The organism is Allobosea sp. P1_A7 (assembly GCF_056406775.1).
This window is the reverse complement of sequence record NZ_JBFTZN010000011.1, coordinates 1-15,293: the sequence shown is the minus strand read 5'-3', so window position 1 is coordinate 15,293 and position 15,293 is coordinate 1. Positions and strand designations below refer to the sequence as shown.

The window sequence follows — 15,293 nt, the reverse complement described above, 5'->3', positions numbered from 1 at the left end:
CTCAGGCGATGTGCTGAACGGCAGGCAGCCGTACGACGAAGCGGGCACCGAGCCGTGGCGGGTCTTCAGCTCCGGTCGAGCGGTCGAGCCGGTTCTCGGCCCGAATGCTGCCGCGATGGGCTTCGACGATCTGGCGTGAGATCGAAAGGCCGAGCCCGGAATTCTGCCCGAAGCCCTCGTCCGGTCGGTCGGTATAGAAGCGCTCGAAGATGCGCTCGATGGCGTGGGGCGGGATGCCCGGCCCGTCATCCTCGACGCTGATCAGCACATCGGGCCCGACGCGCGACAGTATGACGCGCACGGGCTTGTCGGGCTGCGAGAAGGAACGGGCGTTGTCGATGAGATTGACCATGACCTGGCCGAGCCGGGAATCATGGCCCATCACCAGGAAGTCCTGACGTCCGCCAGGGCGCTGCCCGCGCCGCTCGACCGAAAGCTCGATGCCGGGCTGGCCATCCCGACGCGTCTGGTTCTGCAAGCTGACCACGGCTTCCAAGACCTGGGCCATGTCGACGGGGGCGGCATCGTTGCGTGCCAGCTCCGCGTCGAGCCGCGACGCATCCGAAATATCCGAGATCAGGCGGTCGAGGCGCCGGACATCATGCTGGATCACGGCGAGCAGCCGGCCGCGGGAATCGTCGTTTTTCACGCGCGGCAGCGTTTCCACGGCACTGCGCAGTGAGGTGAGCGGGTTCTTGAGCTCATGGGCGACATCGGCGGCGAAGCTCTCGATCGCCTCGATGCGGTTGTAGAGTGCCTTTGTCATGTCGCGCAGCGAGCCTGACAGGTGTCCGATCTCGTCGTGGCGATTGGTGAAATCGGGAATTTCCTCGCGCGACTTCACGCCCTTGCGCACGCGCTGCGCAGCGTCGGCGAGCTTGCGGATCGGCTCGGCGATCGTGCCGGCCAGCAGCACCGACAGCACGATCATCACGCCCGCAGCAACGGCAAAGACCTGGATGATGGCGTAGCGTTCGCCGGCGATGATGCCGTCGATGTCGCCGCCTTGGGTCGAGAGCAGAAGCGCTCCGCGTACGGTCCGGAAGCGCTGGACCGGCACGGCGACGGAGACGATGGTCTGCCCGCGCGTATTGACGCGCACGACACTGGCTGGAACGCCGCTCAAGGCGCGTGCCACCTCCGGATAGGACTTGCCATTGGCATTGGCGAAATCGTCATAGGCCGGCACGTCGGCACGCCCGAGCCGGCTGCGCAGCATGTTCCATGTGCGCTCGAGCAAGGGCGCCTCGTCCTGCTCGCCGAGGCGCGGCAAGTCGAGCCGGAGCACGTCGCCGCGCGAATAGAGATTGCGCGAATCGAGCGTCAGCATCCCGTCCTTGTCATAGACGCGGGCACGGGTCTTGGTCGGCGTCACCAGGCGCCTGAGCAGCGGCGCCACTTTCTCGGGATTGATCGAGAAATCGAGCGGATCGTCGGCAATGCCGGCGCTCTCACCTGCTTGCAGCTGCAGCAACTTATCGGCGTCGATGGTGATCGTGTCGGTCTCGACCGTCGCGGAGGCCGCGATCGACGCGGCAATGATCTCGCCCTGCGTCAGCAGGCTTTGCACCCGGGACTCGATCAATCCTTCGCGGAACTGATTGAGGTAGAGAAAGCCGAGCAGCAGTGCCACGAGCCCGGCAAGATTGAGGACGRCGATGCGACGCGTCAGGCTGGAGGCCGCGCGCGACGAGATGGCGCGCCAGGCATGCCGTCCCGCAAGCGCTACGCGCCGCCGCAGCGCCGGACGGCTGCGGCGGCCTTCGGCGCGGGGTCTGTCCTGTTCAATCGTCGCCATGCGTGATGCGTTCCAATTCCACGAAGGCCGTTAAGTGTCCCTCGGAGCAGGTCAAGGCATCGATCGCGATTCTCACATCTCCTTGAAGCGGTAACCGACACCGTACAGCGTCTCGATCATGTCGAACTCGGCATCGACCTGATTGAACTTCTTGCGCAGCCGCTTGATATGGCTGTCGATGGTGCGGTCGTCGACATAGACCTCGTCGTCATAGGCGGCGTCCATTAGGGCGTTGCGGCTTTTCACCACGCCGGGACGCTGTGCCAGCGACTGCAGGATCAGGAATTCGGTGACGGTCAGCGTGACCGGCTCGCCCTTCCACGTGCAGGTATGACGCTCCGGGTCCATGCGCAACTGGCCGCGCTCCAGGGCCTTGGCGTCTTCCGGCCGCGCTGGCGCGCTGACATCCTTGGCGCCTGCGCGGCGCAGGATCGCCTTGACGCGCTCGACCAGCAGTCGCTGCGAGAACGGCTTCCGGATGAAGTCATCCGCGCCCATCTTCAGGCCAAAGAGCTCGTCGATCTCCTCGTCCTTCGACGTCAGGAAGATCACCGGCAGGTCGGATTTCTGCCTGAGCCGCCGAAGCAGCTCCATCCCGTCCATGCGTGGCATCTTGATATCGAAGATCGCCAGATCCGGCGGGTTCTGCTTCAGCCCATCAAGCGCCGATGCCCCGTCCGTATAGGTCATGATCCGGTATCCTTCGGCCTCGAGGGCGATGGAGACCGAGGTCAGGATGTTGCGGTCGTCATCGACCAGCGCAATGGTTGGCATGGGCTTTACGTCTCTGGGCCGCGTTGCAATGACGGGTCCACTCTCGCGAGAGAGCGGCCAAACCGTGGCTGCAATCTAGCGGTGCCGTGACGGTTTCGCTACAGCCTAACGCGTTGTTATGCCGAAAGGGTCCGGAGCGGCTGTCGGCGGCTTCGGCTGGTGCGGCTCGCCAAGGCCGATTTTTGAGGGTGAGGAGCGTGCGATGTCTGAGGTTCAGGGACAGGCGATCACGCCGCGCGGCGTCGAACTCGGGGGCACGGCGCCGGATTCCTTCGATGCGGTCGCGATGGCGCGCGAGCTGCTGCGCATTGCTCGCACGGTGCCGCTGGCGACCCTTGACCCGGCAAGCGGATTTCCGTTGTCGACTCTCGTGAATGTCGCGACCGATGTCGATGGAACGCCGCTTCTTCTGCTCTCGAAGCTCGCATTGCATACGCGCAATCTCGATGCCGATCCGCGCTGCTCGATCCTGTGCTTTGCGTTGGGGAAGGGCGACCCCATGGCCAACTCGAAGCGCGTCAGCGTGGCCGGGCGTGCCCTGCGCACCGACGATCCGCGGGCGCGGCGCCGGTTCCTGGCGCGTCACCCCAAGTCGAAGCTCTACATTGATTTCCCCGATTTTTCGCTCTTCCGGCTCGAGGTCTCCGGGCTCCATCCCAATGGCGGGTTTGCCCGCGCAGCCGAGATCGCGACAGGTGACGTCCTGCTCGACCTGACGGGGTGCGATGCGCTGATCGAGGCCGAGGACGGCGCCGTCGCACATATGAACGAGGACCATGCGGACGCGCTCGCGCTGTATGCGACGCGGCTGCTGGGTGAGGCGGAGGGGCGCTGGCGGGCGACGGGACTCGACCCCGAAGGGCTTGATCTTGTCTGCGGCGATGCTGCGGCGCGCCTTGTCTTTCCCGAGCGTGTCACCAGCCCGGGGGCGTTGCGTGCCGCGCTGGTGGCGCTGGCCCAGAAGGCCCGAGCTGCGGCCTGATGACGCTGTGCCGGAGGGCTCGGATTATTCAATCGATTTAGGGAAGCTTGTGCCTGCTCAAGTTTCGTCGGTGACTTGAGCCGGCGCCGCCATGCGCTTAAAGAGCGCCGCACTTGATCTCGCCCACGGTGGCGGAAGCACAGTCCGCCATGTCGAAACAAGGCGTCGAAGGGCGCCGTTTGGGAGAATGCCTGTGGAGACCATCGGTCACTTCAACACCGCCTGCGGCGCCGACACATTCGGCTTCCGCAAGCTCAAGGCGGTGCGCTGGAACTTCGAAGCGGCGCGCCTTTACGAGGAGTCGCTGCGGCGCGGCGAGTCCGAGATCGCCCATGGCGGTGCGCTCTGCGCCGATACCGGCAGCCATACCGGCCGGTCTCCGAAGGACAAGTTCGTCGTCAAGGATGCGCTGACGGAAGGAACCGTCTGGTGGGAGAACAACGGCGCGATCACGCCGGCGCAGTTCGAGACCTTGCTCGCTGATTTCATCAGCCATGCCGAAGGCAAGGAACTCTTCGCCCAGGATCTCTATGGCGGCGCCGACCCGGTGCATCGCGTCAAGGCTCGCGTCTTCACGGAGTTCGCCTGGCACTCGCTCTTCATCCGCAACTTGCTGATCCGCCCGGCTCCGGAAGAGATTCCGACCTATGTGCCGGAAATGACGATTGTCGACCTCCCGAGCTTCAAGGCCGATCCCAAGCGCCATGGCTGCCGCAGCGAGACCGTCGTCGCCATCGATTTCACCCGCAAGATCGTGCTGATCGGCGGCTCCGCCTATGCCGGCGAGATGAAGAAATCGGTCTTCACCTATCTGAACTACATCCTGCCCACCAAGGGTGTCGTGCCGATGCATTGCTCGGCGAATGTTGGCCGCAATGAAGACCCGGCGATCTTCTTCGGGCTCTCCGGCACCGGCAAGACCACGCTGTCGGCTGACCCTGACCGCACGCTCATCGGTGATGACGAGCATGGCTGGTCGAAGGACGGCATCTTCAATTTCGAGGGTGGCTGCTACGCCAAGACGATCAAGCTCTCGGCCGAGGCCGAGCCGCAGATCTATGCTGCTTCGCAGCGTTTCGGCACGGTGCTCGAAAATGTCGTGCTCGACCCGATCAGCCGCGTTGTGGATTTCGACGACCAGAGCAAGACCGAGAACACCCGCTCGGCCTATCCGCTCGATTTCATCCCGAATGCGTCGCGCACCGGCCGGGCCGGCACGCCCAAGAACATCGTGATGCTGACGGCCGACGCGTTCGGCGTGATGCCGCCGATCGCCAAGCTGACCCCGGCCGAGGCGATGTACCATTTCCTCTCCGGCTACACTGCCAAGGTCGCCGGCACGGAGCGCGGCCTTGTCGGCGTCGAGCCGGAGTTCTCGACCTGCTTCGGCTCGCCCTTCCTGCCGCGTCACCCGTCGGAATACGCCAATCTGCTGCGCGACTTCATCGCCAAGCACCATGTCGATTGCTGGCTGGTGAACACCGGCTGGACCGGCGGCAAGTACGGTACCGGCCGGCGCATGCCGATCCGCGTCACCCGCCGCCTGCTGTCGGCGGCGCTGGACGGCTCGCTCAACCGCGCCGATTTCCGCCGCGATCCTTATTTCGGCTTCGCGGTGCCGACCTCGGTGCCCGGCGTCGAGCCGCACATCCTCTATCCCGTCAAGACCTGGCAGGATAAGGCCGAGTTCGCCGAAACCGCCAAGACGCTCGTCGGCATGTTCCGCGAGAACTTCAAGCGCTTCGAGAGCCATGTCGATGATGCCGTGAAGGCGGCAGCGCCGACCAGTTCGCTCGCGGCGTGACGCCCGAATCGGATTGATGTGTTACGAGAGGCGGCGATGAGCCGCCTCTTTTTGATTCTACTGAAGCTTCTCACCACCCTCGTCATCGTCGGGGCGGGTCTTTGGGGCGTCGGCCTCCTGCTGTTCCGCCTCAACGGCGCGCTGGCGATCATCGGCGCCATCGGCTTCGGCTTCGCCGCGCTGGCCGGGCTGATCGGGATCTGGACCGGCGCCCTGCGATTGCCGCTGGGCTTCGCGATCGTGTTCCTCGGCCTGCTCGGCTGGTGGAACAGCATGCTGCCATCCCATGATCGCGACTGGATCCCCGAGCTTGCGCGCCTGCCGGAGATCGCGCGCGAGGGCGACCGCATCACCGTCAGCAATTTGCGGCATTTCCGCTGGCGCACCGAAACCGACTACGATCAGCACTGGGAAACGCGCAGCTTCGACCTGTCGAAGATCGAGGGCGCCGATCTCTTCCTGTCCTACTGGTCCGGCGAGGCGATTGCGCATCTGCTCGTCAGCTTTACCTTCTCAGATTCCCTGCCGCTGACCTTCTCGATCGAGGTTCGGCGCGAGAAGGGCGAGGAATGGTCGTCGCTGGCCGGCTTCTTCCGGACCTATGAGATGGCCTATGTCGCCGCCGACGAGCGCGACATCGTTGGCCTGCGCACCCATGCGCGTGGCGAGGATGTGAGGCTGTTCCGGCTCGCCGCGACCCCGACCCAGGCCCGCGACGTGCTGCTGGCCTATGCCGCCGACATCAACCGGCTGGCGAAGAAGCCGCGCTGGTACAACACGCTGACGACCAATTGCACGACGGTGGTCTACCATCTCGTCGGTTCGGTTGCCCCCGGCTGGACCTTCTCGCTGCCCCTCGATCCGCGCGTGCTGCTCTCCGGCTACCTGCCGGGCTACCTCGCCCGCATCGGTGCGATCCGCTCCGACATGCTGCTCGACGAGTTGATTCGACGMGGGCGCATCAGCGAGCGGGCACGCACTCTGTCCCTCGACGATCCCGCGTTTTCGCAGAGGATTCGCGAAGGCGTGCCGACGGGACGGCCCTAGCGCCGCTCAGCCATGGGCGGACGCGCCCGGAGCGCCCCCGGCCTCGTCCGTCCGTGAACCGGGGACGGCGGCCGCCCGGCACGGGGCCGAGCTGCCGGACAGGCCTGCAGCTACCTGAAGAAGATCACCGTCTGCAGCAGGAAGAGCGGGATCAGGATCGTGCCCGACCACAGCATGTAGCCGAAGAAGCTCGGCATATTGACCTTCCGATCCTTGGCGATGGCGTAGACCATGAAGTTCGGCGCGTTGCCGATATAGCTGTTGGCGCCCATGAAGACCGCGCCGGCCGAGATTGCGGTCAGCGTCAGCGCGCCGGTTGTCATCAGGGCTTTCGCGTCGCCGCCGGCAAGCTCGAAGAAGACCAGATAGGTCGGGGCATTGTCGAGGAAGGACGAGAGGATGCCGGTCAGCCAGAAATAGGCGACGTTGTTCGGCGTTCCGTCCGCATGCGTCACCAGCGCGACGAGCGGTGCGAACGCCCCGTCCTTGCCGGCCTGCAGCATCGCCAGCACCGGGATGATGCAGACGAAGATGCCGGCAAAGAGCTTGGCGACCTCCTTGATGGGCCCCCAGTTGAATTCATTGCCGGCCCGCACGGGCTTCGGCGTCAGTACCAGCGAGAGACCCGCGAGGCCGAGCAGGATCGCGTCGCGCACCAGATTCTGCAGCTCGACATGAACGCCATGGATGTCGAAGACAGTGCCGGGCTTCCAGTTCGCCGACATCAGGATGGCGAGGATGACGCCGCCGAGCAGGGCGATATTGACCTTGCCGAAGAGCCTGATGGCACGGTCCGGCGTCGGATCCTTGAGGGCTGGAGCCCCCTTTTCCTTGCTGAAGAAATAGGTGTCGAGCGCGAAGAACAGTGCCAGCAGCACAGCGACCGCAAAGCTGGTTTCCGGCAGGAGGTGCTGGGTCGTCCAGAAGAAGCTGACGCCGCGCAGGAAGCCGAGAAAGAGTGGCGGATCTCCGAGCGGTGTCAGGGAGCCGCCGATATTCGAGACCAGGAAGATGAAGAACACGACGACGTGGACGTTGTGGCGGCGGTCGTCATTGGCGCGCAGCAGCGGCCGGATCATGATGATCGAGGCGCCCGTCGTGCCGACCACGCTCGCCATCGCGGTCCCGATCGCCAGCAGAGCCGTATTGGTCGCTGGCGTACCGCGCAGATTCCCGGTGATCAGGATGCCGCCGGCAATGGTGAAGAGCGCGAAGAGCAGGATGATGAAGGGGATATATTCGAGCAGCGCGGTGTGAAGYAGTGATCCGAGCGCCGGATCGAAGCCACGGAAGAGGACCAGAGGCACCAGCACGAGCGCTGCCCAGAAGGCTGCGAACTTGCCGTAATTGAGCYCCCAGACATGCGGAAACAGGATCGGTCCGAGGGCGATCGAGAGCAGCATGCCGGCAAAGGGAAGAGCCCAGGCCGCACCGAGCGTCGCCCCGCCGATATCGCCCGCCGCGAACGCGAGGCTGGGAACCAGGCACAGCGCCAAGGCTGCACCCGCAAGCGAAATCACTGACTTCAAGGACCCGCTCCCCAATCCCGATATCGAGCGGTTTCCGTCATCGCCCGGTTGTGTTGTCGCGTAAAGCCTGATCGGAGGGCTAGCAACCTCACGGCGAAATGGCATAGCTGCGCAATCCTGCCGATAGGCGTGATTCAGATGGGGCCTCGACGATGCAACCGGCTTTCTCCGCACTGTTCGGCCTGGGCCTTCTGGCGGCGTCTTCAGCTTCGGCCTTCGCCCAGGTCGCGGTCGAGGAGATCAAGGCCCAGCTCTTCCTCGAGCGCACCGGCAGGCTCTCGGAGAATCTGGTCGGGACGAAGAAGGCGCTCCACAATGCAGTGATCGGCGAGGGCGAAGCCGGCGAGCCGGCCGATGCGCTGCTGGTGACGCTTTCCTTCACCGGCGCGAAGAACACCAAATCCTCGGACAAGATCGCGCGCGACCTCGCCTCGCTCACCGTCAGGCAGAAGGCGAAGACCGGCGAGAGGATCCTGCTCAGGCGCGTCTATGGCGGGTTCCTCTTCGGCGAAGAGGGGCGCATCCACAAGGCCTTCCTGCTCGACAGCGCCACCTGCTCTCCGCTCGAGATCGAGGTGAAGGTCGGTCGGAGCCGCAAGGAAGCGAAGCTGGATTTCTCCTGCAGCGAGTAGGGTGCGGGGAAGATTTGTTATGTCACGGTTCATTCTCGTGGAATAATCTCCTCAATGCGGCGTCCCGCCCGCAGCCTGATTCGGGACCGACCATGTGCCGTTTCCTCGCCTATTCTGGCGTTCCGGTCTTTCTTGAGGATTTCGTCGCCTCGCCCTGCCATTCGCTGATTCACCAGTCGCTCCATGCCGAGGAGAGCAAGACCGGCACGAATGGCGACGGGTTTGGCGTCGGCTGGTATGGCGAGAAGCCGGAGCCCGGGCAGTATCGCGAGGTCCGTCCGGCCTGGTCCGACGAGAACCTGCTCTCGATCGCCCGTCAGGTGCGCTCGCATCTCTTCTTCGCCCATGTGCGCGCCGCGACCGGCACGGCGACGACGCGGGCCAATTGCCATCCCTTCGTCCATGGCCGGCATCTCTTCATGCATAACGGCCAGATCGGCGGCTACGCCCTGATCCGCCGCAAGCTCGAGAGCCTGATTCCCGATTCGCTCTATGCCGCCCGTGTCGGCACGACGGATTCGGAGGCGATCTTCCTCCTGGCGCTCGCCCGCATGGCGGACGGCTATTCGCCCGGCGAAGCGCTGGCCTGGACCTTGGGCGAGGCGCTTGCCCTGATGCAGGCGGCCGGCATTCGCGAGCCCTTGCGCTGCGCCGCCGCGCTCGCCGATGGCGAGACGATCCACGCCGTGCGCTGGTCTTCCGATACGCGGCCGCCGACGCTCTATATCTGCAACCGCAGCGACAGCATCGTCGTCGCGTCCGAGCCGGTCGATGCCGCGCGCGACTGCTGGCAGGCGCTCGGATGCAATTCGATGGTGTCGGTGAAATCAGGCGCGATCACGGTCAGCCCCTTCGAGGTCGGGCTTCGGCAGGCAGCCTGAGTCCGCCATCGCTTGCGTCCGCGCGCCGGCTGCGTCACATCGCGCCATGCGCGATTTCGATACCCCGCTTCCGATCGATGCCGTCCTGGGCGATCTCGCCGCGGCGCTCCGTGCCGGCCCGAATGCGGTGCTGGTCGCTCCTCCCGGCGCCGGCAAGACCACGCGTGTCCCGCTCGCCCTGCTCGACGAGCCCTGGGCGGCTGGCGGCAAGCTGATCATCCTCGAACCGCGCCGGCTCGCGGCTCGCGGTGCTGCCGGCCGCATGGCGCAGACGCTGGGGGAGCGCGTTGGCGACACGGTTGGCCTGCGTGTCCGGCTCGGATCGAAGATCGGGCCGAAGACGCGGATCGAGGTCGTCACCGAGGGGGTCTTCGCCCGGATGATCCTCGACGATCCGGCGCTCGACGGCATCGCCGCCGTGCTCTTTGACGAATTCCACGAACGCTCCCTCGATGCCGATTTCGGTCTCGCCCTGGCGCTCGACGCGCAAGGCGGATTGCGCGAGGACCTGCGCATCCTGGTGATGTCGGCCACCCTGGATGGCGCGCGGGTCGCAAAGCTGCTCGGCGCCGCGCCGGTCATCGAATCGCAGGGCCGGGCCTATCCTGTCGAGACGCGCTATCGCGGCCGGGATCCGCTGAAGCGGATCGAGGACCAGGTCACCGAGGCCGTGCAGCAGGCCCTGAACGAGCAACCGGGTTCGCTCCTCGTCTTCCTGCCAGGACAGGGCGAGATCAGGCGGGTCGAGGAGCGGCTGCGCGAACGGGTGCGCGATCCCGCGGTCGAGATCGCGCCGCTCTATGGCGCGCTCGATCAGGCCGAGCAGGATCGCGCCGTGCTGCCGGCGCCGGCCGGACGTCGCAAGATCGTGCTGGCGACCTCGATCGCCGAGACCTCGCTCACCATCGAGGGGGTGCGCGTGGTGGTCGATTCGGGCCTCGCGCGCGTCCCCGTCTACGAGCCCGATATCGGCGTGACCCGGCTCGAGACCCGCCGGGTCAGCCGCGCTGCGGCCGACCAGCGCCGCGGCCGCGCCGGCCGCACCGAACCGGGCGTGTGCTACCGCCTCTGGGAGGAGGCTGGTACTGGCGCCCTGGAAGCCTTCGCCCGGCCTGAAATCCTCTCTGCGGATCTCGCGCCGCTGCTGCTTGATTGCGCCGCCTGGGGCGTCGCCGATCCGACATCGCTCGCCTTTCTCGACCAGCCGCCGGCGCCTGCCCTGAAGGAGGCGCGGGCGCTGCTGCTCAATCTTGGCGCACTCGCCGATGACGGCCGCATCACCGCCGATGGCCGGGCCTTGCAGGCATTGCCGCTGCCGCCGCGCCTCGCGCGCATGGTCGTCGTTGCCGCGCGCTTCGGTCAGGCCAGGGCGGCGGCGGAACTGGCGGCGCTGCTGGTCGAGCGGGGGCTCGGCGGGGATGCGACGGATCTCGCCGAGCGGGCCGAGCGCTTCGGGCGGGAGCGCGGTGGTCGTGCCGCCGATATGCGCCGCCTCGCGGAGGGCTGGGCCCGGTTGGCGGAGAAGGCGAGCCCGCCCGGGTGCGACGCGACGGGCTCCATCGGCTTCCTGCTCGCGCTCGCCTATCCCGATCGAATCGCCAGGCTACGCGCAGCGGGCTCGGGCCAGTATCTCCTGGCCAATGGCCGCGGTGCGGCGCTTGAGCCGACGCAGCGCCTCGCCCGCGAGCCCTGGATCGTCGTGGCCGACATGACGGGCATAGCGCAACAGGCCCGAATCCTTGGGGGTGCCGCAATCGGTGAAGACGAAGTCCTGCGTCAGGCCGCCGAAGGCCTGGCGTCCTTCGGCCTGGAGGAGCGGACGGAAACGATCTTCGACCGCAATGCCCGCGCCCTGCGTGCGCGTGCGGTCAAGCGCTATGGCGCCATCAGCCTGTCGGAACGCCCGCTTGCAGTCGAGGCAACGTCGGAGAACGCTGCGATCCTGGCGATTGGTGTGGCGACGCTGGGCGTCGGGTTGCTGCCATGGACGAAGGCACAGCAGCAATTGCGCGAGCGGACCGCCTTCCTGCGTCAGGCCGCAATCGGCACAGAAAGCGAAAATCCCTGGCCCGACCTGTCCGATGCCGGGCTCGCAGTCGAGCCGGAACTCTGGCTTGCGCCCCATATCGAGGGGCGAACCTCGCTCGCTGCGATTGCGCCGGCCGACCTCGACGCGGCACTGGCCAGCCTGCTGCCCTGGGATCTGAAACGCCGGCTCGATGCCGAGGCGCCGACGCATTTCGCTGCACCGACCGGCTCCCATCTCGCCGTGGATTATGCGGCCGAGGCGGGACCGACGATCTCGGTGCGCGTGCAGGAGCTTTACGGGCTTGCTCAGCACCCCTCGCTCGCGGCCGGCCGCGTGCCGCTCGTCCTGGAGCTGCTGTCGCCGGCGCATCGACCGATCCAGGTGACCCGCGACCTGCCGGGTTTCTGGCGCGGCTCCTGGGCCGCGGTGAAGGCCGACATGAAGGGCCGCTATCCCCGCCATCTCTGGCCGGACGATCCAGCCGCAGCGCTGCCGACGACGCGAGCGAAGCCGCGCGGCACCTGAGGCCGCCTCAATTCCCCATCCGGTCGCGCCACTGCCTCTCGCCCGAGAGGCAGGACACGCGCGGCTCCTTGGCCTGCGCCTTCTGGATGGTCGCCTCGGCAGCCGGGGCGTCGGCAATCTCGCGCACCAGCTTGGTCCGGGTCGCATCGACGAACTGGTGACGTTCGCGGATCGGGATCACGAAGGCGCCGACGCCGGTGACGACGCAGTCTTCGTAATAGACGTCGAGATTGTCGATATCGAAATAGCTCGCCTGTTTCAGCATCACCGGCAGGCCGTTGATGCTGATGCCCTTGTCGCGGGCATCGTCGCGCGCCGCGGTAACGGGGCGCCCGTCATTGTTGGCGCCGTCGCCCGAGATGTCGATCACACGCCGCATCGCGGTGACATTGGCCTGCTCGAGCAACTGCATGCCGAGATCGATCGCGCCCGAAATCGACGTCCGCCGGCCGCGCCGTGTCTGAGCCTCGCCCAGCTCCTCGGCAAAGGCGATGGCCGATTGTGGCGTGTCGATGACCGTCCAGGGCTTGACGATATGCTGGAAATTGCCGCCGGCCCATTCGAAATAGGTCACGGCGATCTTGCCGAGCGCGCCTTTGGCGATGGCGTCGTGCAGCTGTTTCGAGCGAAAGGCCTCGATATAGCCGCCGCGCTGCAGCGCGAGCTCGTCGAGATCCATCGAGTAGGAAATGTCGACCGCCAGCACGAGGGCGAGATCGACCTCGTCGGGCGGGGCGGCCGCCGGCTGCGCATTCGGCGCCGTGCCCGTCCAGAAGCCGGCCGCCGCAAGACTCAAGAGACCGAACAGCACATGCCGCATCGCCACCTCCGCCATCAGGGCGCGGCGGAAGTGTGCACCTCGTTTCGGCTCTCGCCAAGAATGATTTATCGGCAGGCTCAGCCCGCGCGGCGGGCATCCACGATGGCGATCGCGGCCGCGACCGCCTCCTCGACCGTGAGCGCCGAGGTGTCGAGGATATCCGCGTCCTCAGCTGCCTTCAGCGGGGCATCGCTGCGGCCGGAATCGCGGGCATCGCGACGCCTGATATCGGCCAGAATGCCCTCGAAGGAGGCAAGCTCGCCGCGTCCGGCCAATTCCTTGTGGCGCCGGGCCGCCCGCACCTCCGGCGTCGCGGTGACGAAGAGCTTGGCCGGAGCCTCGGGGCAGATCACCGTGCCGATATCGCGCCCGTCGAGAACGGCCCCGCCCGGCTGCCCGGCGAAGCGGCGCTGACGGTCGATCAGCCCCTTGCGGACCGCCGGCATCGCCGCAACGACCGATGCGGCCTCGCCGATCTCGCGCCCACGCAGGCTGTCCTCGGCGAAGGCCTTTTCATCGAATGTCGAGACGATCGCTGCGGCGGCCTCGGCATCGTGGATATCCTTGCCCACGTCCCGCATCGCGCGGGCCACCATGCGATAGAGCAGGCCGGTATCCAGATAGGGCAGGCCGTAATGGGCCGCGAGCCGCCGCGCCAGCGTACCCTTGCCCGAGGCGGCAGGACCATCCACGGCGATGACCAGGCGCTTACGCATCGCGGCAGGGCTCATGCGATCTCAGCGCCCAGCCCGTTCATCAGGCTGATGAAGGTCGGGAAACTGGTCGCGATCATCGCACCGTCATCGACCTGCATCGGTTTCTGCGTCGCCAGCCCCATGACGAGGAAGCTCATGGCGATGCGGTGATCGAGATGAGTTGCGGCCGTGCCGCCCCCCGTGACCTTGCCGTTTCCGCCCTCGACGACGAGGTCGTCGCCTTCGATCCGGCAGGTCACGCCCGCGGCCTTCAGCCCGGCCTCGACAGCGGCGAGCCGGTCTGATTCCTTGACGCGCAGCTCCTGAAGCCCCCGCATCCGGGTCGTGCCGCTGGCAAAGGACGCGGCGACCGCGAGGACCGGATACTCGTCGATCATCGATGGCGCGCGCTCCGGCGGCACCTCGACGCCCGTGAGGGCGCCGAAGCGGACGCGCAGCGTCGCGACCGTCTCGCCGCCTTCATTGGCCTCGCTCTCGACCGTGATGTCGGCCCCCATCTCGCGCAGCGTGGTCAGCAGCCCGCTGCGGAGCGGATTGGTCATCACGCTCTCGATCAGGATGTCGGAGCCCGGCACGATCAGCGCGGCGACCAGCGGGAAGGCGGCGGAGGAGGGGTCGGCCGGCACCACGATCGGCGCTGCCTGCAATTCGGGCTGGCCCGTCAGCACGATCCGCTGGCCATGGGCCCCCTCGGGGGTCACCCGCACCTCGGCGCCGAAATGCGCCAGCATCTTCTCGGTATGGTCGCGCGTCGCTTCGGTCTCGATCACCGTGGTCTCGCCCGGGGCGGCGAGGCCGGCGAGCAGAACGGCCGACTTGATCTGCGCCGAGGCGACCGGTGTGCGATAGGTGATCGGCAGCGCCTCCTTCGGCCCGCGGATCGTCAACGGCACGCGCCCGCCCTCTTCCTGCGACAGGATGGTGGCGCCCATCAGTTCGAGCGGATCGAGGATACGCCGCATCGGCCGTTTCCTGAGCGAGGCGTCGCCATCGAAGGTGGTGGTGATCGGGTGCGCGCCGCAAACGCCCATCATCAGGCGCGAGCCGGTGCCGGCATTGCCGAAATCGAGCAGGCCGGCCGGCTCCCTCAATCCGCCAACGCCGACGCCCTGGACGCGCCAAGCGCCGGGTCCGTCATGATGCACGATGGCGCCCAGCGCGCGGGCCGCGTCGGCTGTGCGCAGCACGTCCTCGCCTTCGAGCAGGCCGGTGACCTTGGTCTCGCCGATGGCGAGCAAGCCGAAGATCATCGCGCGATGCGAGATCGACTTGTCGCCGGGAACCCGGACACGGCCGGAGAGCGGGCCGGAGGCCCGGGCGGTGACGGGAGTTGGGTGCTGCGCGTGGGCCACGTCGATCGTCTCTGGCTGCTTGATCTTGGACGCTGGCTGCCTAGCATGGCCACCCGTCGCGCGCCACGCGCGAGACGCGAATCAAATCAGCATTTGACAGGGCCGGCCGGCACGACTAACGGACGCGCCTGCTTTTCAAAACATGAATGAATGAAGGTCCGACGCAGTGGCGAAACCGGAACTTGGTACCAAGCGCGTTTGCCCGACCACGGGACGCAAATTCTACGACCTGAACAAGGACCCGATCGTCTCGCCCTATACGGGGCAGGCTTTCCCGCGTTCGATGTTCGAGCCGCAGGCCAAAGCGGCGGCGGTTGTCGCCAAGGAAGCGGATGACGAGGACGAGACCGAGGCCGCTGACGGCGCGGTCGAGCTTGTCTCTCTCGATGAGGCCGATGCCGAAA

13 protein-coding genes are annotated in these 15,293 nt (G+C 66.6%); 7 read left to right on the top strand and 6 right to left on the bottom strand.

Translation table 11 applies throughout. The features are described from left to right. Position 1: 1 nt before the first annotated feature. Positions 2–1,798 (bottom strand): stimulus-sensing domain-containing protein, encoded by a 1,797-nt coding sequence (locus tag AC1D34_RS02925; RefSeq protein ID WP_476823440.1) that lies wholly within the window; start codon positions 1,796–1,798, stop codon positions 2–4. 72 nt (positions 1,799–1,870) lie between these two features. Further along, positions 1,871–2,572 (bottom strand): response regulator transcription factor, encoded by a 702-nt coding sequence (locus AC1D34_RS02920; RefSeq protein WP_113515657.1) that lies wholly within the window; start codon positions 2,570–2,572, stop codon positions 1,871–1,873. A 202-nt stretch (positions 2,573–2,774) separates the two neighbouring features. Here AC1D34_RS02920 and AC1D34_RS02915 point away from each other — a divergent pair, with 202 nt between their 5' ends. The 3 genes from AC1D34_RS02915 (at position 2,775) to AC1D34_RS02905 (ending at position 6,405) form a co-directional block, all read left to right on the top strand. Further along, on the top strand, positions 2,775–3,554 hold the full coding sequence (locus AC1D34_RS02915) for a HugZ family pyridoxamine 5'-phosphate oxidase (protein ID WP_476823439.1): 780 nt from the start codon (positions 2,775–2,777) through the stop codon (positions 3,552–3,554). Positions 3,555–3,747: 193 nt separating this feature from the next. Beyond that, the gene (locus tag AC1D34_RS02910; protein ID WP_441492058.1) at positions 3,748–5,358 is read left to right on the top strand and encodes a phosphoenolpyruvate carboxykinase; all 1,611 of its coding nucleotides are present in this window, start codon (positions 3,748–3,750) and stop codon (positions 5,356–5,358) included. 36 nt (positions 5,359–5,394) lie between these two features. After that, positions 5,395–6,405, top strand: coding sequence for an Lnb N-terminal periplasmic domain-containing protein (locus AC1D34_RS02905; protein WP_476823438.1), 1,011 nt, complete (start codon positions 5,395–5,397; stop codon positions 6,403–6,405). Positions 6,406–6,515: 110 nt separating this feature from the next. Here the strand turns inward: AC1D34_RS02905 and AC1D34_RS02900 are convergent, their stop codons facing one another. Next, a complete protein-coding gene (locus AC1D34_RS02900; protein WP_476823437.1) occupies positions 6,516–7,934 on the bottom strand; it encodes a sodium:proton antiporter in 1,419 nt (472 codons plus the stop codon). Positions 7,935–8,086: 152 nt separating this feature from the next. Between AC1D34_RS02900 and AC1D34_RS02895 the strand changes: the two genes are divergently transcribed. The 3 genes from AC1D34_RS02895 (at position 8,087) to hrpB (ending at position 12,001) form a co-directional block, all read left to right on the top strand. After that, complete coding sequence (locus tag AC1D34_RS02895; RefSeq protein ID WP_441505062.1) at positions 8,087–8,566, top strand: hypothetical protein; 480 nt, start codon at positions 8,087–8,089, stop codon at positions 8,564–8,566. A 92-nt stretch (positions 8,567–8,658) separates the two neighbouring features. Then, positions 8,659–9,447 carry a class II glutamine amidotransferase gene (locus AC1D34_RS02890; RefSeq protein ID WP_441491980.1) on the top strand — a complete coding sequence of 263 codons (789 nt, stop codon included), beginning with the start codon at positions 8,659–8,661 and terminating at the stop codon, positions 9,445–9,447. A gap of 46 nt (positions 9,448–9,493) precedes the next feature. Beyond that, on the top strand, positions 9,494–12,001 hold the full coding sequence (gene hrpB, locus AC1D34_RS02885; protein ID WP_476823436.1) for an ATP-dependent helicase HrpB: 2,508 nt from the start codon (positions 9,494–9,496) through the stop codon (positions 11,999–12,001). Positions 12,002–12,008: 7 nt separating this feature from the next. Here the strand turns inward: hrpB and AC1D34_RS02880 are convergent, their stop codons facing one another. The 3 genes from AC1D34_RS02880 to aroA all read right to left on the bottom strand — a co-directional run bounded on the left by AC1D34_RS02880 (position 12,009) and on the right by aroA (position 14,889). Next, on the bottom strand, positions 12,009–12,821 hold the full coding sequence (locus AC1D34_RS02880) for a DUF1194 domain-containing protein (protein WP_476823435.1): 813 nt from the start codon (positions 12,819–12,821) through the stop codon (positions 12,009–12,011). A 77-nt stretch (positions 12,822–12,898) separates the two neighbouring features. Next, positions 12,899–13,525, bottom strand: a complete 627-nt coding sequence (cmk, locus tag AC1D34_RS02875) for a (d)CMP kinase (RefSeq protein WP_441492057.1) — start codon at positions 13,523–13,525, stop codon at positions 12,899–12,901. A 23-nt stretch (positions 13,526–13,548) separates the two neighbouring features. Beyond that, on the bottom strand, positions 13,549–14,889 hold the full coding sequence (gene aroA / locus AC1D34_RS02870; protein ID WP_476823434.1) for a 3-phosphoshikimate 1-carboxyvinyltransferase: 1,341 nt from the start codon (positions 14,887–14,889) through the stop codon (positions 13,549–13,551). Positions 14,890–15,055: 166 nt separating this feature from the next. On the opposite strand from aroA, the gene AC1D34_RS02865 reads away from it, so the two are divergent. Beyond that, the coding region (locus AC1D34_RS02865) for a TIGR02300 family protein (protein ID WP_476823433.1) at positions 15,056–15,293 on the top strand (238 nt) is incomplete at its 3' end.

What these genes read in the sequence shown, in the direction of transcription:
- AC1D34_RS02920 (WP_113515657.1), bottom strand. Translation starts at nt 2,572, where the DNA reads ATGCCAACCATTGCGCTGGTCGATGACGACCGCAACATCCTGACCTCG.
- AC1D34_RS02915 (WP_476823439.1), top strand. Translation starts at nt 2,775, where the DNA reads ATGTCTGAGGTTCAGGGACAGGCGATCACGCCGCGCGGCGTCGAACTC.
- AC1D34_RS02895 (WP_441505062.1), top strand. Translation starts at nt 8,087, where the DNA reads ATGCAACCGGCTTTCTCCGCACTGTTCGGCCTGGGCCTTCTGGCGGCG.
- AC1D34_RS02890 (WP_441491980.1), top strand. Translation starts at nt 8,659, where the DNA reads ATGTGCCGTTTCCTCGCCTATTCTGGCGTTCCGGTCTTTCTTGAGGAT.
- hrpB (WP_476823436.1), top strand. Translation starts at nt 9,494, where the DNA reads ATGCGCGATTTCGATACCCCGCTTCCGATCGATGCCGTCCTGGGCGAT.
- AC1D34_RS02880 (WP_476823435.1), bottom strand. Translation starts at nt 12,821, where the DNA reads ATGCGGCATGTGCTGTTCGGTCTCTTGAGTCTTGCGGCGGCCGGCTTC.